We start from the raw sequence: 23,192 nt of genomic DNA on the forward strand, positions 1-23,192 counted from the left end.
CGGGGACAGTTACTGTGGTACAGCTCTTAATGATCTGGCCGGGAAGAATCAGACGGTAGCAGACAGCGTGAAAGCGCTGATGCAAAGCGAAACCTGGTCAGCAGTCGCCGACACAATCAAACAGGCGTCTGAAGGCAATCAGGCAGCGCTGGAAGCCACAGGCGGGATGGTGGCGGGTATATTCCTGCCAGGTAAGAAAGTCCCGAATATTGGAACCGTTATTGTCTCTGATAGTATCGCCTTTAGTGCCAAACAGTTAGATAAGAAGTTTAAACATGCTTCTGATTTTGGCGTGGTAACTACTAAAAAAAATGGTGATACCATTACTCAATATCAAACAGCGATCAAGTCACACTTAGATAATAAAAATACTTATGAACACGGAACATACTTGTCAGTTCCAGATTCGAAAGTGTTCTTTAACCCGCAAACTAATAATGTCGTTGTGGTTGATAAAAAAGGTAATTTTGTCAGCGGGTGGAAACTTGACCCCCAAACAAAACAGTATGAAAACTTCATGAATAACGGGACATTAAGATGAGCCAATCACTTAAGAACTATATTGATAGTTTTATCTCCAAGGATATAAATGCTGACTGCTTTGCAGACGCTTATATGATGAAGTGGAAGATAGAACGCGATAGTAATTTACTTGTACAAGATGATGATAACTTAAGCGAATTGTTATCCAGCGTATTTTGCATCGCTGATATGTATAATCAAGATGATGATCGTGAAGAGTATGAGTTTAATGAAGAGCAGCTTCGGCATGAAATAAACAAACTCATAATCACTTATAATAATTAAAAGAAAATCCCGCCCTTATCAGGCGGGATCTTCGCTACTTCAGTTCCCGTGCATGATACCCGCTGTTGCGTTTAAACTTCGGCACGTCACAGGTGTTGTGTAACGCTCCCGGAAATTCCTTCAGCCACTGCGCCACCTTCCTGCGGTTAATCGGCACCACGTTCAGGCCCTCGATGCAGCCCCAAAGCTCGTGGATTTCCTGGTGGTGATCACGATGCAGTCCGGCATCGCGATGATAATGTTAAGCAAAGTACTGTGCTGATGACTGTGCGCGGTGATGTTAACCGGGGCGGTAGCGTGTCCGGGGGTGAAAAGGCGCGTCTGGGCAAAAGCAGCGGTCCCGAAAGTGCGTGACTCACAGAGCAGAACTCATCAAAAGCTCGTGTGCAAACAAAAGAGGAGTTCATGAATGAATTTGGAAAATAATTATCAGGGGTTGCTCAGAGCGCTTTTTGATGGTGAAAAGGCAATAGCTGTTTTTGTGGTTAAAGGAAATAACTATTATGTTGTTGATAATAAAGAAAATTATTGCATCGATGTGAGGCCGGAATATAAGTCCTATATTGAAAAGGGGCTTATGAGTGAATCTCTTTATGATGAAGCTATAAGACTGTTCAGGAATGGGGTGCCTGTTCTGACAGAAGATAATTTTCATGAGTATATTATGAAAAACAATGTCGCAACTTATTCAGTTGAAGACATGAAAAGGTTCTTTATATCAGGGCAGTCAGAATCTTATCTATGTAATTTTTATGATTATGTTGAAAGGTTTTTATCAGTGTTAACAGATCCTGTTTCAGATGAATGGGATCAGTGGAAAATGCGATTACCTAAGTTCTATATTAATTTTGATAAAAGAATATATCGTCATACTGATGGGGAGCGAAGTCACGAAACATCTGTACCATCAGACTGGAATGCTCAGGCTAAGAGTGATTTTGGTTTATTCATTCCAGATAAAGAACAATACTGGCTGATTGATGGTATGAATTTTTGGAAATTACAAATGTAGTATAACCCCGGTTAACGGATGCAATGATTAAGCCCTGAAATAGCTCAGCAGGAAGCTATTGATATTTTAAATAAATACCCGATGACAAAAGGAAGCGTTACGTGGTCAGCAATAAAACATTCAGATTATGAGAGTATTAATGCTCTGCTGAGCGCATATCATATCGAAAATGATCATACAACCTTTATTCCCCACTGACATGTTTTGTTTAGGGATAAACCCATAATCTGAAATAAAAACCCCGCCCAGCGTACTGTCCGTATCAGACAGCATAAGCCCTTGTTGTTATAGCGGAAAAATCACGACAGCACGACAGTCAGTCTGTTAAGAAGAAGGTATAATCTTGCTGAGTGCCATCCGCTAGCAACGGAAATAATGCGTTGTTTAGCGGGCAGAACGGAGTAGAGGATTGATATGACCCGAAGATTTGCATTCACAAATAAGAAATTGCGGGGCATCCCGCGCCGGTTACGCTCATTGAAACGATGGACGGAATCCTGCGAATCTTTCTTTCCTGATATTTCTGACGATGACTATAAGGCCGGTTACTGGAACGAGAAAATTCCAGTGGATATGGCCCTGGTACAGGGAAAACAGACTCATGCCGGCATCCAGTCGCTTTGCGCACAGGCCCTGATTGATGCTGCTTATAAGATTTATCACGCCAAACCTGCTGATGATGATGTCAGGGTGACCTGCTGTATTGTGCTACCCGATATGTTTGCCAGTGAATTATGCCTGTTCACAGCCGAAGAGTATTACAACCTGCATACCACGGTAGGAACAAGCCGGTTTGGTGAAATCACATTACTTCACGATCGCAGCCTGGCGACAGAGTGGTCTCTGCATCTTCCTGATGGCTTTTCCGAGCTGGGTGTTCTGAGAACCGAAGTGACTGAAGAGGGGAACGTGTATTGTTCAGAACACTGGTATCTGGGTGAAGTGGGGCCGCGACACCGAACTCTTTAGCGGGGCGGCAGACTCACCCCTTAACCTGTCCGTCATATCTCTGGCAGCGTTAAGGGGGAAACTCATTTTTTACAGGCTGTTAATTATTCTCTTTCTCTTGTGCTTCTTCACCTTCTTGCTCTTCACCGCCGCCCGAAATAAAATCAGACAGCTTCATCTCGCCCAGCTCATTCATCTTTTTCTTTGCGTCTTCCAGCGGCTGTACCGCATTCAGTTCGGCGACTTTGGCATCGGCCAGGTCCGTCGCCTGTTTTCTGGTTTCATCCCACTGGGTTTGCGCAGATTCCACCAGGCTGGAAGTGCGCTTGTCCGCCTCTTCTTTAATATTCTCTTTTGTTGCGTCATCACAGGCTGAAATTAATGTCATCATTGCCGTTAAGGCGAGAATGCCAAACTTATTCATCATATTAACCTTTATTAAACCTTAGTCAGATGCCGCTCAGGACGGGGCAAAAACAGTAATTGCATGTGCTTTAATGGCAAACCGGGCAGGCGTCTGCCCGATCAGTTCGCCATCGGCGTTAATATCATGGGGGCGTCGTGTACTCAGCGTCATGGCGGTGGTGGATATCGTACGCACTTTGCGCCAGCGGCCGTGGGTGCCGCGCCGCAGGGCGGGAAGCAGAGCAATCATCTCCCACCAGTGCGCCACTTCCAGGCTGTACACATCCAGGCGGCCGTCGTCGGGGGCTGCGCTCTGCTCCACCGTCATACCGCCGCCGTAAAAGCGGCCGTTGCCGACGGAAACCTGCACGGTTTTCACCCTCTCAACGATGCCGTCATGCTCCAGCGTGGCGCTGAACGGGCGGCTCTGCTTCAGCAGCCTGAACGCCGCCAGCGCATAGCCAAAGGTGCCCCAGCGTTTCTTGGATTCTGCGGTTAAGTGGTGTGCCAGCGTGGCGGAAAAGCCGATGCTGGAAACGTTGAAAAACAGGTGGCCGTTGACCTCGCCCAGGTCGACGGGGCGCTGATGCCCGGCGGCAATCACGCTGACCGCCTGGGTCAGGTTGTTGGCGATGCCAAGAGTGCGGGCGAAATCGTTGGCGGTGCCCAGCGGCAGCACACCCAGAGGCAGACCGCTGTGCATCAGCCCTTTCGCGGCGGCGTTCAGGCTGCCGTCCCCGCCGCCGACAATCACCAGATCGATGCGGTCAGCGTAGTCGAGTATTATCTCGCTGCTGTCACGCCTGTCGCCGGGTTCAGGTTCAATCACCTGAATTCCCTGTGCGATTAATTGTGATATTGCCTGCTGTTTATTCGCCTTTCCATTGCGGGAATTTTCATTAATCAGTAACAATCCGATTGGCTTTCCCTGAATATTTTCGTTGTTAATGCTCATCGTTATTTTCTCAGGTGGTGAAGCACAATTTGTGGAGGGTTGATGAAATCACAAAAAATTACGACGAGGCAATCCGCATTTCTTAATTTTACATTTATAGATAAATAATGACGCCGCCGCACCGGTCACGCGCGAAATAAAACCTAAAACCGATGAGAGTTTTTTCTGTAATAAATCTGTCATATTTTCCGGCTGCCGCTGAATGTTATTTTCTATTTTCCGGCCTCTTACTGGCGCGGGCGGCAATCATCAACGGTTATGACGATGCGCGGGTGATAACTTTTTCTTATGACCTGGTGGCGGTTTTTTTGCGCGTCAGCGCAGTGTTTATGCTGTCTGGCGACTTGTCCGCCGCTTTTCCCGAAACTTTACGGGTCATAAGTTTTTTGTTGTACACATAAAAGCCAGTGATATAGTCGCTGAGGTACAACATCATCCCTCTGATTACCCTAACAATACTTAACAACATCAGGGTTAGATCATTTCGCACAAGGAATCAGTCATGACAGCGTTTCACTCTCTGGAGTCGTTTCTCACCTCCGTTCAGCAGCGCGACCCGCACCAGCCGGAATATCTGCAGGCGGTGCGTGAAGTGTTCACCTCTCTGTGGCCGTTCCTGGAACGTCACCCGCAGTATCAGCAGCAGAGCCTGCTGGAGCGTCTGGTAGAGCCGGAGCGTGTGATCCAGTTCCGCGTAGCCTGGACGGATGACAGCGGGCAGGTGCAGGTGAATCGCGCATGGCGCGTGCAGTTCAGCTCGTCCATTGGCCCCTATAAAGGCGGCATGCGCTTCCATCCGTCAGTGAATCTGTCGATTCTCAAATTCCTCGGCTTCGAGCAGACGTTTAAAAATGCCCTGACGACCCTGCCAATGGGCGGTGGTAAAGGAGGGTCTGACTTCAACCCGAAAGGGAAAAGCAGCGCGGAAGTGATGCGCTTCTGCCAGGCGTTGATGACGGAGCTGTATCGTCACCTGGGGCCGGATACCGATGTGCCTGCCGGTGATATTGGCGTAGGTGGCCGTGAAGTGGCGTATATGGCCGGAATGATGAAGAAGCTGTCGAATAACACCGCCTGCGTGTTTACCGGCAAAGGTCTGTCGTTTGGCGGCAGCCTGATCCGCCCGGAAGCCACCGGCTACGGCCTGGTGTACTTCACCGATGCGATGCTGAAACGTCATGGCCTCGGCTTTGAGGGCAGCACCGTTGCGGTATCCGGCGCGGGCAACGTGGCGCAGTACGCCATCGAAAAAGCCATGGAGCTGGGCGCGCGCGTGCTGACTGCCTCTGATTCCGGCGGTACTGTGGTGGATGAAGCCGGGTTTACCCCGGAAAAGCTGGCGCATCTGGCGGAGATTAAAAACGTGCGTTACGGCAGCGTGGAAGATTACGCGCGTGAACGTCACCTCGTTTATCTTGCCGGGCAGCAGCCGTGGAGCGTGCCGGTGGATATCGCCTTACCGTGCGCGACCCAGAACGAGCTGGACCTGCCGGCCGCCCGTCAGCTGATTGCCAACGGCGTGAAAGCCGTCGCTGAAGGGGCCAACATGCCGACCACTATCCAGGCGACCGATGCGTTCCTTGATGCGGGCGTGCTGTTTGCGCCGGGCAAAGCGGCCAATGCCGGAGGCGTCGCCACATCCGGGCTGGAGATGGCGCAGAACGCAGCACGCCTGAGCTGGAAGGCCGAGAAAGTGGATGTTCGTCTGCAACACATCATGCTGGATATCCATCACGCCTGCGTTGAGCACGGCGGGGAAGGGAAGCAGACCCACTATGTCCACGGTGCGAATATCGCCGGGTTTGTGAAAGTGGCCGATGCGATGCTGGCACAGGGCGTGTTGTAACGCCGGTATTGTCAGGTGTTTTATGGGCGGACCTTCTGTACGGGTCCGCCCCCTGATGACTCCCGATAAAAATTTGCCGGGATACCCCGGCGGTCGCCCCCTACGAAACCGTAACGACTGCGTGCTGTTCACGGCGCTGCTTCACCCGCCAGACCCATGCCAGCAGAATAAACCACAGCGGCATCGCGCACAGTGCGGTCAGGGTATCCGGGTCAAACACCATCACCACCAGTGAAAACAGAAAGAACAGCAGCGTTACCCAGCTCATCACAATCCCGGCGGGCATTTTAAACGTCGAACGCTGGTGCAGCGCCGGGCTGCGTTTGCGGTACACCAGATACGCCACCAGAATCATCCCCCAGGTATAAATCACCAGAATCGCCGCCAGCGTCGATACCACGGTAAACAGCGTCATCACGTTCGGCACCAGGAACAGCAGCAGCGTCCCGCTCAACATGCAGCAGCAGGAGAACAGCAGGCTGCGCACCGGAATGCGCGTGGTGCGCGACAGAATACGAAACTGCCAGTGAGCGTGCTGCTCCAGCGACAGGCCGTACAGCATACGCGTACTGGAGTAGACCCCGCTGTTGGCGGAGGACATCGCCGATGTCAGCGCCACGAAGTTAATCACCGCAGCGGCGGCCGGCAGCCCGGCTTTGGCGAACAGCGTGACGAACGGGCTGGTCTCCGGCGAGATATGCTGCCATGAGGTGACGGCGATAATCACCACCATCGACAGAACATAAAAGATAATAATACGCAGCGGGATTGCTCTGATGGCCTTCGGCAGCACCTTCTCCGGCGAGCGGGTTTCCGCGCTCATGGTGCCCAGCAGTTCGATGCCGGTGTAAGAGAAAATAGCGATCTGGAAACCGGCGAAAAAGCCGACGATACCGTGCGGCATAAATACCGCCGGGTCGCTCAGGTTGTTCAGCGAGGCGGTCACCCCATCCGGCGAGGTCCAGCCGCTGGCAATCATCCAGATGCCGGTGGCGATCAGCGCGACAATGGCGATCACTTTAATAATCGCAAACCAGAACTCGGCTTCGCCGAACATTTTCACCGACAGCAGATTAAACAGGCACAGCAGCCCGAGGGTGAACAGCGCCGGGATCCACGGTGACAGCTCGGGCAGCCAGAACTGCATATAGCCGCCGCACACCACCACATCGGCAATGCAGGTCACCACCCAGCTGAGCCAGTAAGACCAGCCGAGGAAGAAACTGGCCTTCGGGCCAAGGTAGTCGGAAACAAAATCGGCGAAGGAACGGTAATCCAGCCGGGTCAGCAGCAGCTCACCCATTGCGCGCATCACCATATACATAAAGAAGCCCACCACCACATAGGTGATGAGGATCGAGGTGCCGGAGACGGCAATGGTTTTGCCCGCCCCCATAAACAGCCCGGTGCCAATCGCACCCCCCAGGGAAATCAGCTGGATATGGCGCGAACTGAGGCCACGATGCAAATTTTGCGGTGCATCTGTTTGGTCAGACATAGCATTCCTCTCAACATCGTCTTTTTAGCAGGCAAAACCTCCCTGACCCGGATAAAGATCAGGGCGACACGTCAAGGGGTAATGGGCAACTGGCGTTCATGCTGGCGCTGCGCTGTAACAATGTCAACACGCTGAAATCCTCATTTATTCACTTTTTGATCGCATTCAACTTTTTGAAAAACAGAGGAAAATATTTTTATATGCACGCTGAGTGAATAAAGAATGCATAGATAAGCTTTTCCTATAGGTTAATAAAAAGTTAAATATTTATTCATTTTTCCCGGCCGTCGCGAACAAAAAAAAGATTCGCAGGCTGGAATAAACGGCCCTGTCCGTTATGGCATCGCTGTTCATGTCACAACCTGACGGTTTTTCATAACCCGGCGCTGGCCCTGGCGCAGACCCCTCAGGTACAATCGCCGCTGCTAAAAAAATGAGCTATGGAGAGGCAGTCATAAGATGCAACACACCCTGACCCTGCAACAACTGGGCGATCTTGTCGGCTCAGACAATCTGATCACCGACAGCTATCAGAAAGCGTATTACTGCAAAGGCTTCCGCGTGGGCCACGGCGATGCGCTGGCGGTGGTGCTGCCGGAAACGCTGCTGCAACTGTGGCAGGTGCTCAGGGTATGCCAGCAAAATGACACCATTATCCTGATGCAGGCTTCTAATACCGGGGTGACCGGCGGCTCCACGCCGCACGGCGATGACTATGACCGGCCGCTGGTGATTGTCAGCACGCGCAGGATTAAAGGCGTGCAGGTGATCGATGATGCCCGGCAGATTATTGCCTTCCCCGGCAGTACCCTGACTGAACTGGAAGAGAGCCTGAAACCGTGGAATAAAGAACCCCATTCGGTGATCGGCTCCTCCTGCATCGGTGCGTCGGTGGTGGGCGGGATCTGCAATAACTCCGGAGGGTCGCTGTTGCAGCGCGGCCCGGCGTTTACCGAAAAATCCCTGTTTGCGCAGATCGACGATCGCGGCCAGCTGCACCTGATTAACCATCTCGGCATTGACCTGGGGCAGACCCCGGAAGAGATCCTCACCCGGCTGGAAGCGGGAGACTACACCACCGGCACCACGCCGGACTGGGAAGGGAAAATCTGGGCCGATGACTACGCGGCGGTGATCAAAGATGTCGATGCCACCACCCCGACGCGCTTCAACGGCAATCCGCAGTATCTGCATGACAGCGCGGGCTGCGCCGGGAAAGTGATCGTTTTCGCCGTCCGTCTCGCCACCTTCGACGCCACGCCGCAGGAAGATACCTTCTATATTGGCACCAACGATGAGCAGGTGCTGCTTGACCTGCGTCGCTATCTGATTGAACAGCTGGAGACGCTGCCGATTCAGGCGGAATATATCCATCGCAACGCCTTCCGCCTGACCCTGCGCTATGCCCGCCATATGTTCCTGTCGATCAAACGCTTCGGACCTGCGGCGCTGCCGGAGCTGATGCGAAAAAAAGCGGCGTGGGATGCGCGGGTGAAGAAGCTGCGGCTGCTGCCGGCCAATACCATCGACCGGCTGATCCAGTGGGGCAACCGCATCACACCGTCCACCGTGGCACCGCGCCTGCTCTCTTATCATCGTCGCTATGAGCATCATCTGATGATCAAACTGGCGCGTGATGAGGTCGCGGCAATGAGCCGCCTGCTGACGGCGTTCTTCGCTGCACGCAACGGTGACTGGTTCCACTGTACAGAGGCAGAGCAAAAAGATGCGTTCCTGGTGCGGTTTGGCGTCGGGGCCTGCACGGTGTTCTACTGCGATCGTGCGGGGATTAACACCGATGAGCGGCTAATCGCCTTCGATGTGGCGCTGCGCCGTAACGATGACCAGTGGCTGATCCGCCTGCCGCCGGAACTGCAGGCGCAGGTGCTGGAAGACTCCTGCTGTGGGCACTTTTTCTGCCTGGTAAACCATCAGGACTACATTCTTAAGCCGGGCGTGGATGGCGCACAGTTCAAAGCGGATGTGCTGGCTTATCTTGACCAGCGCGGGGCGAAATATCCGGCCGAACACAATATTGGCCACCTTTATCACGCCTCCGACGCGCATCAGCGCCACTTCCATCAGCTTGACCCGACCAACAGCTGCAATCCGGGCATTGGCAAAACCAGCAAGAAGAAGCACTGGGCCTGAACCTGCTGCGGGCGTTGCCTGTGCAACGGTTGCAGGACGTGCCGCGCAACGCGGCATAAACAGTTACTAAAAAAACCGCTGCACAGAGCCGCAGACGCTGGATTAGCCGGATAAATTCAATACAATCACTGTCGGCCAGGATGACCTGCGCCGGGAGTGAAAGGGGTGTTTTTTTCGGGATGGTTTGCATGAAAAAGTGGTTGCTGATGCTGGTGGTTTCGTTCGTTGCTTTTCAGGCAGCGGCGGCAGCACATAATGACGATCCTCAGGGCACCAGCCTGACATTTTACAGCTGGTACCTGGCGGCGCTGGATAAAGAAGAAAGCCCGATCGATGAACATGACCCGCTATTAAATGAGTACGTTACCGAGCGATTGCTGCAAAAAATTAACCTGCTGATCAAAAGTCCCGATGGTATGGATGATGATTACTTCCTGCAGGATCAGGACTACAGCGACGGCTGGGTGAATAACGTCAGCGCCAGCCGCTTTACGCTGAACGGCGACCGGGCAACGGGAGAGGTGATCCTCGGTCGCGACCCCGCTGACCAGCAGCATCTGCTGGTCTCTCTGGTTCACGAACGCGAAGGCTGGAAGATTGATGAAGTGGAAGCGGAGTCCACTCCGTCTGCTGCGCCTCAGTGAAAACGGCTGAACTGCTCGCGGATGTTTTCCAGTAGTTCATAGCGGCGGCGATACTCCGCACGTTTTTTACTGGGGATCTCCTCCATGGGTTTCTGGCTGAAGACCTGCGGTAGCTGCCAGAGCTGTTCAGAAACCGGTTCAGCACTCAGCGACTGCCAGAACTCATCATAGCTGGCGAGGAACACCGCTTTCTTTTTAAAACGATAGCGCACGCTGCGATAGGTATGGCTGCGATCGCTCACCGCCTGAATCGCCTGGATGCCCATAGCGCGCGCCAGCAGCGAAACGCCCTCCATCAGCACGCGTTTAGGGAACAGCCCGTAGCAGGACTTGGTCGCGGTGCGGATTAGCTCATGCGGGGTTGACGCATCCGCGCCCTGCATTCCGCCGACGATCATCACCGGCAGGCCCTGTTGCTCAACCACGGCAAAGGTCACAATCGCCAGCGTTTTACCATCGCAGTCCAGCAGCATATTCACTTCCCCCTCGCGCTCGCAGCGTCCGCGACAGTTCATGGTTATCCTGAACTCCTCACCGTCTTTCCCGCAGAAACGAGTCAGCTCCGTCGGCTGCGAAGAGAGCATGGCGTTGCGCAGAGCGATGCTGTTGAGCTGTTGCAGGAACAGATAATGCTGGCTCAGGGCCTGCACGCGCTGGCTGGCCGATAACCCCAGATACAGATAAGGGCGGTGGATCTTACCCGGCAACATCGGCTGCACGTTCAGGGCCTGGCGCATCGCAGGCTGGCTGGCGATGTGCTGCATATGGTGTGCCGTCGCGACAGGCCAGGCGAGCGCCCGCAGGAGGAACTTCAGGCGGCAGGAACTCCTTTTCCATGCAGCACTGGGGACGACCCTGCCGTTCAGCAGAGACAGAAAGAGCGCAAGACCACTCTCAGGACGTGTGATAAGTAAGGTGTCTGACATGTTGTGGTTAACCCATCCCGGTTAATAGAAGCGTATTTGAACACGCTGAAAATAAATGGGACGTCAATGTCAGATGAGCGAGGCCACCCCTTCGTGCGGTGGTTGAGATGGCGTTTAATATTGGGGGTCAAAAGAGGGGATGTCGTGGCATCAACCGCTAAAGAAGGCGTAGACTGACTCGCGTACTCTGAACCCCCTCATTTAAAGGAATTAAGTCTGATGAAACTGTTCTATACCCCAGGTGCCTGTTCGCTCTCCCCCCATATTGCACTGGAAGAGATTAATGCGACCTTCACGCTGGAAAAAGTCGATCTGAAAACTAAAAAAACGGAATCTGGCGCTGACTTCACTACCATCAACAGTAAAGGCTATATTCCCGCGCTGCTGCTGGATGACGGCAGCCTGCTGACGGAAGGCACGGTGATTGCGCAGTATGTTGCAGACCTGAAGCCCGAAGCGGGGCTGATCCCGGCGGCAGGCACGGCTGAGCGTTATAAGGTGCTCGAATGGTTGAGTTTCATCTCAACCGAGCTGCACAAGCCAGTGGGGTCGATGTTTAACCCTGCACAAAGTGCTGACTGGAAGCAGGCGACCGTCGCCACGCTGAATAAACGCCTCGACTGGCTCTCTTCTGCGCTGGCGGGGAAAACCTGGCTACAGGGCGAGCAGTTCACCATCGCTGACGGCTATCTGTTTACCGTGCTGGGCTGGACTAAAGTCGTAGGCTTCAGTCTTGACGCCTGGCCCGATCTCCAGGCATATGCTGGCCGCGTGGCAGCTCGCCCTGCGGTGCAGAGAGCACTGAAGGCCGAAGGCCTGATTTAAGGCGGCTGGATCGCGACAGGTAAAGATCGTAAGCTGACTCCCTGATCATTTTTTTACGGAGTTGGCTGTGGAAGGGGTTCCCGATCGGTTTAGCGATGAGCTGTATCGTGCCCACATCACCCGCTACGCCTTTGAGCCTCACACCCATGAAGCGTTCGGCATCGGCATCATCGATCGCGGTGCCGGGCGTTTTCGTTACCGGGGCGTGCAGCATTTAGCCCCGGGCGTTATGGCATCACGCCTTCGCGCTGACCGCAACTTGCTACAATCACTCCTTTCCATATCCCCTCATAATGGCGTTTTATCTCTGTCTGGAGTTGTCGATGTTAACCGGTATTTTATTCGCCCTGAGTGCGGGATTGATGTGGGGCCTGATCTTTGTCGGGCCGCTGCTGGTGCCGGATTATCCCGGAACCTTACAATCGATGGGGCGCTATGCTGCGTTTGGCCTGATTGCGCTACCGCTGGCGTGGCAGGATCGGCGGCGGCTGGCCGCGCTGACCCGCCGGGACTGGCAGGAGGCGCTGAAGCTGACGCTGGTCGGCAATTTGCTCTACTACGCCTGCCTGGCCACGGCGATCCAGCGCACCGGTGCACCGATCTCGACCATGATTATCGGTACGCTGCCGGTGGTGATTTCCGTCAGCGCCAATCTGTTTTACGGTAAAGATGAAGGGCATTTACGCTGGAGAAAGCTCTGCCCGGCCCTGATCTTCATTGTCGCCGGGCTGATATGTGTCAACGTCGCGGAACTGAAAGCCGCACAGCAGCAGATTGACCTGTGGCGCTACCTGAGCGGCATCGCTCTGGCGCTGACGGCGGTCGTGTGCTGGACGTGGTATCCGTTACGTAATGCCCGCTGGCTTCGGCAGCATGCGATACGCCCTGCTACCTGGGCCACCGCGCAGGGGCTGGTTACCCTGCCGATGGCACTGCTGGGCTACCTGCTGGTCATGGGGCAGCTGCATTTCAGCCAGGCTGACTTTACGCTGCCGTTTGGGCCCCGACCAGGGGTATTTATTGCGCTGATGCTGGCGATTGCCCTGTTATGCTCCTGGCTGGGGTCACTGTGCTGGAACGAAGCCAGTCAGCGTTTACCTACGGTGCTGGTGGGGCCGCTGATTGTTTTCGAAATCCTCGCCGGGCTGGCCTATACCTTCTTATTACGTCAGGCGTGGCCGCCGTCGCTCACCGTGGCAGGCATTATCTGCCTGATGCTGGGCGTAGTGGGGGCGATGCGTATCAAGCCAGAGCCGGTAGTAAAGTCCCTGAAAGTAAGCGATTAAACGTGCGCCATTCCGGCTGGAAAAAGCCGGATTTGGCCGCAAGGGCGGCGCATTCCCGCCTGGTCCGATCGTGAGACATTTAATCGTGATAATGTGATATCAGTCACTTTTTCTCCGGCATGATATCCGCTTCATTCATCACCACGTCACCCAATCGCCTGGCACAGGCAGGGATTGTTCGGCTATAAGAATAATCGCTAATCAGGATAACCTTTTTTTTGTACAGTGAATCCCGCCTACTGAATGTCAAAATCTCCATTTTTGAGACGACTTTCTCTATCAGAGACCAGACTTAACTCGAATTAGCCGACGAAAAAAGCGATGCTGTGGACAGCCCCTGTGAAGGAACAGATTAGCTAATGATAAGCCGGGGCGTCTCAAAAACATCATATTGCCTGGCCGGAGCAATGCAGTGATAAGTAGTGATAATGTATTTACCTCAGGCTGTATACTGGCGTGCCGCGCTGCAGGCAGTCATAGTGCGTAAAGCAATGTAAATTCCCTCTGGTGTGCTCCCGCCATTCATCAGAAATGGACGTCATTATTGAACCATTAAAAAAAAGAGAAGCATGACGGGGACTAACGTTTTTCTGTCGGAAGGGGAAGTGTTTATCAGAATCTATAAGATTTCTTTAGGCGCGTTTATCTTTGCCTGCAAAGATAAACGCGCATTGAACGCCTTGATGCTATTGAGGTTTTAGCTGGTGCCTGAGTAAGTTACAGCCAAATAACTGGGCGGGGTTTCAAATAAAACATTAGTAAACATCCGCGCAAAAAAATCGATCTGAACTTTTCAATAAGCTCTGAGAATATTTTAATTTGGTACTATCGCATATCATAATGACGTCGTTTGAGTAATAGCTAATTTTCCAGGTTATAGGGGTAATGGTAGACGCTACGGCTGATATCCAGCAGACGACAGCTGCGGCGTGTACCAATGTCATAGGTATCCTGCAGGAAATTAACGGCTTGTCGTTTATCATGGGTGGTGAAGAAATTTTTCAGGACACTTTGTAGCATCTCTTTGTCAGATGACAGAGCCTGAAGCTCGCGTTCCATGCTGTGAACCTTTTCTTCCAACTCTTTGATTTTCCTTCCCTCTTCTGAGGACAGACCGGCATATTTCTTTTTCCAGCTATAGAATGTGGCTTCAGAAATGCCGAGTTCATCACAAATCTCTTTCACCTTAATGCCGTTCTCAGAAGCTTTAATGGCGCTGGTGATTTGCTCTTCGGTATATCGTGACTTTCTCATGAATGCTATTACCTTTCTTAACAATAATGGGATGAGAATAACTGCATTAATCGATGGATCTGTTTTGTACGAATATTAGCGCAGTGTTTAAAAGTACGCGATTGGAATGGCAGGCTTTAAGTTAAGGGATTATGAAGAAATAACATCATGGGATTTCTCCTATTTTATTTCAAAAGGGTTCTGATAGCTTTCGATATTGGTTTTTTTGATATAGATTCGTCTCATGCCAGTTCAAGGCCACGGTGTAATTAGGAAAACTCCAGCGTGCAGGGAAAAAAATGTGTGCTAACTTTAATCCCGGTCACAGGGATGAGTGGATAAGAACACGCAAAAAATAAGACCACATAAAACCATAATCACAAAAATAAAAGTCTGTTTCGGTTAAAAAATAGTCTCAAAAATTGAAGGGCACAGCGATGCCTGCAATTAAAAAACATTTTATTTCCACCTTCTCGCCAGGGCTTCACTGTGCGTTATTGAATCAGTTGTGGACACGGATGTGTTGGTTTGAGGTTTTAAGTTAGTTGGAAACACAAAGGATGCTTCGATGAAATACAGTGTCATGTCAAATGCGGCGTGGATGATGTCCGAAAAAGTAGTGTCTGTTTTCGGTGTGATTTTTGTTACTTCATACGTAGCTAAATCTTTCGGCCCGGTTATATTTGGGCAAATAGCATTTTCTGCCTCACTGTTTTCAATTATTCAGACTATTGCCATTTTTGGCACTGAGACGATTCTCTTTAAGAGCATCAGCAAAAGTACGCCTAAAGGTATGCGGCTGATGGCGGTGGCAAAAACATTGCGTCTGAGTTTATTACTGGTGCTGTCACTGCCGGTATTGCTCTACGTCTGGCTGACCATGCGCGAAAATTTTATGGTGTTTGCTGTCGCCTCATTTTTAGCCGCGATGTTTGTGACCCAGGATATTTTTAGCGTCTACAATAACGCGCGCCTCGAATCGCGCAGGAATACGGTCGCTAATGCCATTGGAATGATACTGAGTTTTACCCTCAGCTTCATGGTGGCCTGGTGCAAACTCAGCCCACTCTGGCTATCCCTGTCGATAGTCGCGGTGACGCTGGTGCCCTATCTGATCAAGCGTAGCCGCTTTTATCAGACCAATACCATCAGCCCGCCGCCGCGCCATAAGCGTAAGAATTATCTGCGCTATTTACTTCATGCGGGGCTGCCACTGGCAATCTCCAGCGTGTTTATCGCGATTCAGGTGAAAACCGCACAGTTCTTTTTGCTCGGCGTGAGCTCGGCCCATGACCTGGGATTATTTACCGCAGCAAATACGATTTCTGCCTCATGGATCTTTATTCCGGTGGCAATCATTACATCCTGTTTTTCTGAAATTTTCAGGCAACGTGGGGATGTGGCAGTAAAACTGGCATCACGACTCAATGGTTATGTTATGGCCGTTTCACTTTTAATGCTCTCCGTTGTCGCGCTGTTTGGCGACAGGATCATTAACAGCCTGTATGGGCAAGACTACACACAATCGGGAAACCTCGTTACGTTATTGTCATTAGCAACCTGCTTTTCGGCAATGGGAACAGTAGCCTATCGCTATATGGTTAAAGAGGGTGGCTTCAATTACTTACTGGTGAAAGTTATTCTGCTGGTGGTTATTGGTCTGGCAACATCTTACTTCTTTATCCATTCCTGGGGATTAACAGGCGCAGCCTGGAGCGTGTTTATCACCGAACTCCTTTCCCTGACGATAATGAACTATTTCTTTAAGAATGGCGTCATTCTTAAAATACAGCTTTCCTCACTCAACTACAAAACCTACAGATGAGGTAAACCATGTTCAAGCTCAAAGCCGAGTTGAAAAAAGGTTTTGTTTACCTGTTTAAGAAAATGCCCTGGTCGTATCAGGATAAAGTTTATTACTATCAGAAATTCAAAAGAATACCCAATATTCGGGAACCAAAGCTATTCAATGAGAAAGTTCTGTATCGTAAATATGTCACAGGTGATCATGTGCGCTATGCGAATTTGTCCGATAAATTACTGGTCAGAGAGTATATCGCCCACACCATCGGCGAGTCGTATCTGATTCCACTGATTCATCAGACGGACGATCCGATCTCGCTGCTCAACCTGCCCAGCCTGAAAAATACGGTGATCAAGCCGAATCATGGCTCCGGCATGGTTGAGATCGTGCTGGAAGAGCCGGACTGCATCCAGAAACAGCTGCTGATCCGCCGCTGTGATGAGTGGCTGCATAAGGACTTTTCACACCATGCGCGTGAGATCCACTACCGCTACATCAAACCGCGCATTCTGGTTGAGCAGTATGTCGGGGACGGCAAATTTGCCGCGATTGATTATAAGTTTCACATGTTCAATAAGAAGGATGGCAACTTCGAGTACGTGCTGCAGGTGATCTATAACCGTGTGGGCAATTCAGCGCTGTCGATGAGCTTCTACGTCAATAATCTGAAGCAGAGTTTCTATAAGATTCGTGATACGGGTTTCGATATCAGTGCGGAAGCGGAAACCCTTGAACGTGCGCTGGAACTCAGTAAGCAGCTGGCGACAGATTTCGACTATGTGCGCGTGGACTGGTATATCCATGAAGGCAATATCTACTTCGGTGAACTGACGTTTACGCCAGGCGCAGGCATGGTGACCGGACTGGATAATGGTCTGAATCAGATCATGGGGGATATGTGGTTGCAGGATCGTAAAACGCAGGTGTTGCCGGAAGTGAAATCTTCCAGCGATGTGCCGTTACCGGCGGTGCTAAAAAAGATTTAAAGAGTGGCAAATAACCTCCTGCCCGGTGAGTCAGGTCAGTTCTCCGGGCAGGTGTCGCTTAGGGCATTGGCCAGTCGGTAGGGGTACGGCTCATCACTTCCACAAAAACATCTTTGGTGATGTTCCAGAAATTGTGCAGATTATCCATGCTCAGCGTAATGCCCAGCAGACCCGTAACAAACCAGCATGACATGCCGATACCGATGCCGGTAAACGCAAACGCCATCACGTTGCGGCTGGCTTTACGGCACTGCACGTTGAAGGTGCTGGCAAGGAACATCATCACTGCACTGAGCAGTTCCCATCTCATGAGAATAACGCTGGTGGTAATCGTAGCCATGTTCTAAAAACTCCGGGGCGATCGGTCCTGACAAACGGGGTACATCATCACCGGCAGCGGAACCCGAACGGCCAGGTATGCGCGATACCGCTCTGAAACAGGTCATGAAAGTGTGATGAAGGTCACATTATATCATTCGATTTTAAAAGTTGAACAAAATTTATACCCGGCAGGGCGATTTTTTTACCCTGGCAATAAAGGGTGTTCAGCCTGGCTCGTCATGCTTCCGGCGACGGGTTTGTTCTCTACTCATCTGGTTTTCTATTAAGTCAAATTTATCGGTTTAAGATGAATCCGACGCTGTTAAAAGTTGTACACACGGTTATTGATCTGTAGGATTTTTGTACTAACGCTTATTCTCACTGAGCTGTCATCACCTTCCCATTTTCAATATTGGGAGATGGCCGCTATCGGCAAAAAACAAGAATGATAAGAATTATTAATAGAAAGGCCAGCCTGCATACAGCGGCGATGATTAACGGAGACGGTATGTCATTTCATGGTCACTTCTGGCTTTTGTGCCTTACGTACCCGCTGACCTTCTGATGAAAAACAGAACGTCGCGGACGGCGCCCTCTGCGCGCGAACTCCCCACCATGCGCCAGTCATTTCAACGCATCCACCTGGTTATTATCCTGGTATCGCTGTTATTCAGCGGGCTTTCTCTGTCGGCGCTGTCGATGTTTGTGCTGCGCAGTTATGCGGAAAATAATATCCAGCTCATCGCCACCAGCGTCAGCTACAGTGCCCGCACTGCGCTGCTGAAAAACGATGCAGAAATGGCAGAAAATATTCTCAATGATATCGGCACCCACACCGACTTCTCTGCTGCGCGCATTTACAACGCCGAACGACAACTGCTGGTCAGCTGGCAGATGCCGGGAAAGGAAACCCACCGCGGCGTCAGCGCCGCCATCTCTACCTGGCTGTTCCCTGAGCCTGTCAGCGCACCGATTCTCTACCAGCAGCAGGAAATTGGCCGGGTGTGGATCCACGGCGATGCCACGCGCGTGCTGCGCTATTTATGGCAGGCGCTGCAGTGGCTGGGCGGCAGTCTGCTGGTGACAGGGGCGCTGGCATTTTATCTGTCGCACCGGATGCACGCCGGGATATTACAGGGGCTGAAGAATATCGCCTCCGTAACGCACGATGTGCGTCTGCGACGGGCGTTCTCGCTGCGCGTGCCTTCCGCATCCATTGCCGAGCTGGATAAACTGAGCGATGATTTTAACAGCCTGCTCGACGAGCTGGACCAGTGGCAGCGTCATCTGAAGCGTGAAAATGATTCGCTGGCCCATCAGGCTCTGCACGACGGACTGACCGGGCTGCCGAACAGAAAGGCGTTTGAGCATCAGCTTCAGGCCCTGCTGAACGATCCTCACCGCCGCCAGCACGTCGGCGTACTGTTTTTAGACGGCAACCATTTTAAGCAGGTGAACGACCGCTATGGTCATGCGGCGGGTGACCACGTTCTTACCGTGACCGCACACCGGCTGCGGGCGCTGCTGGATGAGGGCGATGTGGTGGCACGAATCGGGGGCGATGAATTTGCCGTGCTGCTGACCGCAGCGAAGGATGAAGAAGAGGTCGCGCAGGTGGCACGCGAGATTATTCAGGCGATGCGGCCGCCGATCCTGCTGCCGCAGGGCATCCGCATCATGCAGTCGTTAAGCGTGGGTGCAGCGCTGGCGAAACATCACCGCACGCCGGAAGCCCTGATTGCCCAGGCGGATGCGGCGATGTACCACATCAAAGAACTGGGCGGGGGGTGGTATTTATCACCGTCATACTGGGATCAGGAACCCTTAGCGATGCCAACGCCGCTGCTGATGGCATCGCGTTAACCTTCAGCTACAGGTCGGGCAGTTTTTTTCGCTGCTGCGCACGCTGAAACGGCTCGAAGCGTAGTCGTTACAGTCAAAGTTCCAGTTGGGGCGCTGAAGCATCTGTCGGCGCATACTGTGGCGATAGGCGGTCGGCGTCTGCGCAAACTGGCGGCGAAACACGCGGGAAAAGGTCTGCTGCGAGTCATAGCCATACTGCAGGGCAATATCGAATACCGGGCGCTGTGTCGCGCGCAGCGCTTCAGCGGCCAGCGTCAGGCGGCGTTCACGAATATATCCCCCCAGCGTCTGTTTCGTGACGGAACGGAACATCCGCTGCAGATGCCACTTCGAATAGCCCGATTTTGCCGCCACTTCGTCAATCGACAGTGTCTTTTCCAGATTACTGTCGATCCACTCTGTCAGGGTGCTGATGATGTCGTCATGCATACACTTTTCTCCCGGTTTGCTGCGTAAACAGGTCGCGAACTCAATGGTTGCTGAGTATAATTCCTCAAGTTAACTTGAGGTAAAGCGCTAAATGAAAAAAAATCTCAGCCCCTCCAGCAAGCGGGAACTGACCCCCGGCGATGTTGCGCAGCGCTGCGGTGTGGCGGTCTCCACGCTGCATTTTTATGAAAGCAAAGGGCTTATCAGCAGTTTTCGCAACCCCGGAAACCAGCGGCGCTACACGCGTGACGTCCTGAGGCGCGTGGCGGTGATTAAAATCGCGCAGCGCATTGGCATCCCTCTCGCGACCATCAGTGACAGCCTGATGCAGTACTCCCCCGGCAAGCGCATGACGCCGAAAGAGTGGGCGGTACTGTCGCAGAAGTGGCGCGACGAGCTGGACCGGCGCATAGAAACCCTCACGCACCTGCGCGATGATCTGGACAGCTGTATCGGCTGTGGCTGCCTGTCGATGGAGGATTGCCCGCTGCGTAATCCGAACGACCGCCTGAGCGAGCAGGGGACCGGCGCAATTCTGCTGGATGTGAAAGGATCTTAATCTTCTATACTCAGGTTTTGCCGAACAAGATAAGGAAGCGTCATGATCACCGTGCATCACCTGGATAACTCACGATCGCAGCGCGTGCTGTGGCTGCTGGAAGAGCTGGAAGTCCCGTACCAGATTAAACGCTATCAGCGTGAGGGGACCCTGCTGGCCCCACCAGAATTGAAAAAAGTACATCCGCTGGGCAAAGCGCCGGTGATCACCGATGAAAATCGCGTGGTGGCCGAATCCGGAGCGATTCTGGAGTATCTGGAAGCGCACTACGATACAGAAGAGCGGCTGAAACTTTTCGCTGACGAAGAGGTGATCCAGTCGCGCTACTGGCTGCACTATGCTGAAGGATCGCTGATGCCGTTACTGGTCATGAAGCTGATTTTCAGCCGCATGGGAAAAGCGCCGGTGCCCTGGCTGCTGCGCCCGATCGGCAGCGCCTTCGGTAAAGGGGTACAGAAAGGCTACCTGGATCCACAAATCACCAACCATCGTCAGTTTATTGAACAGCACCTGGCGCGCCACGAATGGTTTGCCGGCAGCCGTTTCAGCATTGCCGACGTACAGATGAGCTTCCCGCTTCTGGCGCTGACCGCGCGCGGCGGCGCTGCCGACTGCCCGGCCATCCAGGCGTGGCTGCAAAAAGTACAAAACCGCGCCGCCTGGCAGCGTGCCCTGCAGCAGGGCGGGGAAATCAGCTTTTCCTGAGGGAATATCCCCCGCTGAGTGACAAACGTTTCACGTTCCCTGCATCGTTATCGTGCCATAAGAAAGCACTATGACGATGCAGGAGCTCTCCCCGCTACAATTTTGCTGAGATCCGCTTAACAGGTGTTGAATATGCACCGTTAAACACCGGATAATCGTTTGCGTTAAGATACTTGTCACACTTCAGGGCGCACCTACGTTAGCGGCACTGGCTCTTCCTGGTCACATAGTGCTCAGGTGCGGTCGGTGGTCTCAGGCTTACCGCCTTTCTGCGCGCTGAAGTATTCAGAGTATTAGCATGGCAATAGCACGTTTTTTGCGTGGAATGGTAAACGTTTGCCTTTATCCGGTCGGTGCCTCACGTTGAGGTTTTTTCAACCGCGAATATGGCGTCAGGGATGCAAACGTTGGCTACCGCTGGGATGCAGCGGGTCCATGCAGCGATAACTCATAAGAAATTTCAGGGGATTACGATGTCGACGCCTTCTCAACCTGCCAGCGGCTCTTTAGACGCCTGGTTCAAAATTTCTGCGCGCGGTAGCAGCGTGCGTCAGGAAATCCTGGCGGGTCTGACGACCTTCCTTGCCATGGTCTATTCCGTGATCGTGGTGCCCTCAATGCTGGGTAAAGCAGGTTTCCCTCCAACGGCGGTGTTTGTTGCCACCTGTCTGGTCGCCGGGTTTGGTTCACTGCTGATGGGGCTGTGGGCAAACCTGCCGATGGCAATCGGCTGTGCCATTTCACTGACGGCGTTCACCGCCTTCAGTCTGGTGCTCGGCCAGCAGATCAGCGTGCCGGTTGCGCTGGGCGCGGTGTTCCTGATGGGGATTCTGTTCACGCTGATTTCAGCCACCGGTATTCGCTCCTGGATCCTGCGTAACCTGCCGATGGGCGTGGCGCACGGCACCGGCGTGGGTATCGGCCTGTTCCTGCTGCTGATTGCCGCAGACGGCGTTGGCCTGGTGGTAAAAAATCCGGGACCGGGTCTGCCGGTTGCGCTGGGTCATTTCCCCTCCTTCCCGGTGGTGATGACGCTGCTGGGCCTGGCGGTGATCTTCGGCCTTGAGAAACTGCGCGTGCCGGGCGGTATTCTGCTGACCATTATTACCATCTCGGTGATCGGCCTGATTTTTGACCCGGCGGTGAGCTATCAGGGGCTGTTCGCCATGCCAAGCCTGAGCGACGCGCAGGGCAATTCGCTGCTGTTCAGCCTGGATATTCTCGGCGCATTAAAACCCGCCGTGCTGCCAAGCGTGCTGGCGCTGGTTATGACCGCCGTATTCGATGCGACGGGCACCATCCGTGCGGTGGCCGGTCAGGCCAACCTGCTGGATAAAGACAACCAGATCATCAACGGCGGTAAGGCACTGACCAGCGATTCACTGAGCAGCATCTTCTCCGGGCTGGTGGGCGCAGCCCCTGCGGCGGTGTACATCGAGTCTGCGGCCGGGACGGCGGCGGGCGGTAAAACCGGCCTGACGGCGATTGTGGTCGGCATTCTGTTCCTGATGATCCTGTTCCTGTCGCCGCTGGCGTACCTGGTACCGGGCTACGCGACCGCACCCGCGCTGATGTACGTTGGCCTGCTGATGCTGAGCAATGTGTCAAAAATTGACTTCAGCGACTTCGTGGATGCGATGTCTGGCCTGCTGGCGGCGGTATTTATCGTCCTGACCTGTAACATCGTCACCGGTATCATGCTCGGTTTTGGCTCGCTGGTGATTGGCCGTATCTTCGCCGGGGAATGGCGCAAGCTGAACGTTGGCACGGTACTTATTGCGGTGGCGCTGGTCGCTTTCTATGCCTGCGGCTGGGCGATTTAATGCTGTTTCGGGGCCAGAATTTCTGGCCCCACCTTCAGATGTCACTGAATTTCTCCTGTTAAAGCACATCCTGTTTTTAAACACTTTCCTAATTTGCTTTACTATCCTTCAGGGTCTACAAATTCCTGTGCCCGTTACTGTTCTAAGCCATTCGGAAGACATATAA

Annotated in this window: 22 protein-coding genes and 2 pseudogenes; 16 read left to right on the top strand and 8 right to left on the bottom strand. The window is 52.8% G+C overall.

All coding sequences use genetic code 11. The features are described 5' to 3' along the window. Positions 1-541 (top strand): colicin D domain-containing protein (locus tag ABEH87_RS19135; RefSeq protein ID WP_346578680.1); only part of this gene is annotated, 541 nt, incomplete at its 5' end. Next, the gene (locus tag ABEH87_RS19140; RefSeq protein WP_346578682.1) at positions 538-807 is read left to right on the top strand and encodes a colicin immunity domain-containing protein; all 270 of its coding nucleotides are present in this window, start codon (positions 538-540) and stop codon (positions 805-807) included. The genes ABEH87_RS19135 and ABEH87_RS19140, both read left to right, overlap by 4 nt. Positions 808-841: 34 nt before the next feature. Here the strand turns inward: ABEH87_RS19140 and ABEH87_RS19145 are convergent. Beyond that, positions 842-1,038: pseudogene (locus tag ABEH87_RS19145) on the bottom strand (hypothetical protein); the annotation flags it as partial. 178 nt (positions 1,039-1,216) lie between these two features. Between ABEH87_RS19145 and ABEH87_RS19150 the strand changes: the two are divergent. Continuing rightward, positions 1,217-1,819 carry a hypothetical protein gene (locus ABEH87_RS19150; protein WP_346578683.1) on the top strand — a complete coding sequence of 201 codons (603 nt, stop codon included), beginning with the start codon at positions 1,217-1,219 and terminating at the stop codon, positions 1,817-1,819. Positions 1,820-2,233: 414 nt separating this feature from the next. After that, complete coding sequence (locus ABEH87_RS19155) at positions 2,234-2,788, top strand: DUF3916 domain-containing protein (protein WP_346578685.1); 555 nt, start codon at positions 2,234-2,236, stop codon at positions 2,786-2,788. Between the two features lie 79 nt (positions 2,789-2,867). On the opposite strand, the gene ABEH87_RS19160 is transcribed toward ABEH87_RS19155, so the two are convergent. Together ABEH87_RS19160 and ABEH87_RS19165 are read right to left on the bottom strand one after the other, a co-directional pair. Next, complete coding sequence (locus tag ABEH87_RS19160) at positions 2,868-3,194, bottom strand: hypothetical protein (RefSeq protein ID WP_346578686.1); 327 nt, start codon at positions 3,192-3,194, stop codon at positions 2,868-2,870. A gap of 33 nt (positions 3,195-3,227) precedes the next feature. Continuing rightward, a complete protein-coding gene (locus tag ABEH87_RS19165; protein WP_346578687.1) occupies positions 3,228-4,127 on the bottom strand; it encodes a lipid kinase in 900 nt (299 codons plus the stop codon). A 502-nt stretch (positions 4,128-4,629) separates the two neighbouring features. Between ABEH87_RS19165 and gdhA the strand changes: the two genes are divergently transcribed. After that, positions 4,630-5,973, top strand: coding sequence for an NADP-specific glutamate dehydrogenase (gdhA, locus tag ABEH87_RS19170; protein WP_346578688.1), 1,344 nt, complete (start codon positions 4,630-4,632; stop codon positions 5,971-5,973). Between the two features lie 100 nt (positions 5,974-6,073). On the opposite strand, the gene ABEH87_RS19175 is transcribed toward gdhA, so the two are convergent. Beyond that, positions 6,074-7,471, bottom strand: a complete 1,398-nt coding sequence (locus ABEH87_RS19175) for an amino acid permease (protein ID WP_346578690.1) — start codon at positions 7,469-7,471, stop codon at positions 6,074-6,076. A 459-nt stretch (positions 7,472-7,930) separates the two neighbouring features. On the opposite strand from ABEH87_RS19175, the gene dld reads away from it, so the two are divergent. Together dld and ABEH87_RS19185 are read left to right on the top strand one after the other, a co-directional pair. Continuing rightward, positions 7,931-9,622, top strand: coding sequence for a D-lactate dehydrogenase (gene dld, locus ABEH87_RS19180; RefSeq protein ID WP_346578693.1), 1,692 nt, complete (start codon positions 7,931-7,933; stop codon positions 9,620-9,622). Positions 9,623-9,810: 188 nt separating this feature from the next. After that, positions 9,811-10,266 (top strand): DUF3828 domain-containing protein, encoded by a 456-nt coding sequence (locus ABEH87_RS19185; protein WP_346578695.1) that lies wholly within the window; start codon positions 9,811-9,813, stop codon positions 10,264-10,266. On the opposite strand, the gene ABEH87_RS19190 is transcribed toward ABEH87_RS19185, so the two are convergent. Continuing rightward, on the bottom strand, positions 10,260-11,192 hold the full coding sequence (locus ABEH87_RS19190) for a VirK/YbjX family protein (protein ID WP_346578697.1): 933 nt from the start codon (positions 11,190-11,192) through the stop codon (positions 10,260-10,262). The genes ABEH87_RS19185 and ABEH87_RS19190 overlap by 7 nt on opposite strands. 219 nt (positions 11,193-11,411) lie before the next feature. Here ABEH87_RS19190 and gstA point away from each other — a divergent pair, with 219 nt between their 5' ends. The 3 genes and pseudogenes from gstA to ABEH87_RS19205 all read left to right on the top strand — a co-directional run bounded on the left by gstA (position 11,412) and on the right by ABEH87_RS19205 (position 13,303). Beyond that, on the top strand, positions 11,412-12,017 hold the full coding sequence (gstA, locus tag ABEH87_RS19195; RefSeq protein ID WP_346578699.1) for a glutathione transferase GstA: 606 nt from the start codon (positions 11,412-11,414) through the stop codon (positions 12,015-12,017). 97 nt (positions 12,018-12,114) lie between these two features. Next, positions 12,115-12,237: pseudogene (locus ABEH87_RS19200) on the top strand (AraC family ligand binding domain-containing protein); the annotation flags it as partial. Between the two features lie 103 nt (positions 12,238-12,340). After that, positions 12,341-13,303 carry a DMT family transporter gene (locus tag ABEH87_RS19205; RefSeq protein ID WP_346578701.1) on the top strand — a complete coding sequence of 321 codons (963 nt, stop codon included), beginning with the start codon at positions 12,341-12,343 and terminating at the stop codon, positions 13,301-13,303. Positions 13,304-14,164: 861 nt separating this feature from the next. Here ABEH87_RS19205 and ABEH87_RS19210 read toward each other — a convergent pair. Continuing rightward, positions 14,165-14,557, bottom strand: a complete 393-nt coding sequence (locus tag ABEH87_RS19210) for a transposase (protein ID WP_346578703.1) — start codon at positions 14,555-14,557, stop codon at positions 14,165-14,167. 547 nt (positions 14,558-15,104) lie between these two features. Between ABEH87_RS19210 and ABEH87_RS19215 the strand changes: the two genes are divergently transcribed. Continuing rightward, entirely contained in the window at positions 15,105-16,361 is a 1,257-nt protein-coding gene (locus ABEH87_RS19215; RefSeq protein WP_346578704.1) for a polysaccharide biosynthesis protein, read from the top strand. Positions 16,362-16,369: 8 nt separating this feature from the next. After that, positions 16,370-17,326 (top strand): ATP-grasp fold amidoligase family protein, encoded by a 957-nt coding sequence (locus tag ABEH87_RS19220; protein ID WP_346578706.1) that lies wholly within the window; start codon positions 16,370-16,372, stop codon positions 17,324-17,326. 58 nt (positions 17,327-17,384) lie between these two features. On the opposite strand, the gene ABEH87_RS19225 is transcribed toward ABEH87_RS19220, so the two are convergent. After that, a complete protein-coding gene (locus ABEH87_RS19225; protein WP_346578708.1) occupies positions 17,385-17,666 on the bottom strand; it encodes a YjcB family protein in 282 nt (93 codons plus the stop codon). A gap of 545 nt (positions 17,667-18,211) precedes the next feature. Here ABEH87_RS19225 and ABEH87_RS19230 point away from each other — a divergent pair. Next, the gene (locus ABEH87_RS19230; RefSeq protein WP_346578710.1) at positions 18,212-19,510 is read left to right on the top strand and encodes a diguanylate cyclase; all 1,299 of its coding nucleotides are present in this window, start codon (positions 18,212-18,214) and stop codon (positions 19,508-19,510) included. A gap of 3 nt (positions 19,511-19,513) precedes the next feature. On the opposite strand, the gene soxS is transcribed toward ABEH87_RS19230, so the two are convergent. After that, on the bottom strand, positions 19,514-19,939 hold the full coding sequence (gene soxS / locus ABEH87_RS19235) for a superoxide response transcriptional regulator SoxS (RefSeq protein WP_346578712.1): 426 nt from the start codon (positions 19,937-19,939) through the stop codon (positions 19,514-19,516). A gap of 91 nt (positions 19,940-20,030) precedes the next feature. On the opposite strand from soxS, the gene soxR reads away from it, so the two are divergent. From soxR to ABEH87_RS19250, 3 genes are all read left to right on the top strand, one after another. Next, positions 20,031-20,498: a redox-sensitive transcriptional activator SoxR gene (gene soxR / locus ABEH87_RS19240; protein ID WP_346578714.1), complete on the top strand. Its 468-nt coding sequence runs from the start codon at positions 20,031-20,033 to the stop codon at positions 20,496-20,498. A 42-nt stretch (positions 20,499-20,540) separates the two neighbouring features. Further along, positions 20,541-21,203, top strand: coding sequence for a glutathione S-transferase (locus tag ABEH87_RS19245; RefSeq protein ID WP_346578715.1), 663 nt, complete (start codon positions 20,541-20,543; stop codon positions 21,201-21,203). A 473-nt stretch (positions 21,204-21,676) separates the two neighbouring features. Beyond that, positions 21,677-23,026: an NCS2 family permease gene (locus ABEH87_RS19250; RefSeq protein WP_346578717.1), complete on the top strand. Its 1,350-nt coding sequence runs from the start codon at positions 21,677-21,679 to the stop codon at positions 23,024-23,026. The last annotated feature ends 166 nt before the right edge of the window (positions 23,027-23,192 follow it).

Source organism: Erwinia sp. Eh17-17, from assembly GCF_039675725.1.
GTDB lineage: Bacteria > Pseudomonadota > Gammaproteobacteria > Enterobacterales > Enterobacteriaceae > Erwinia.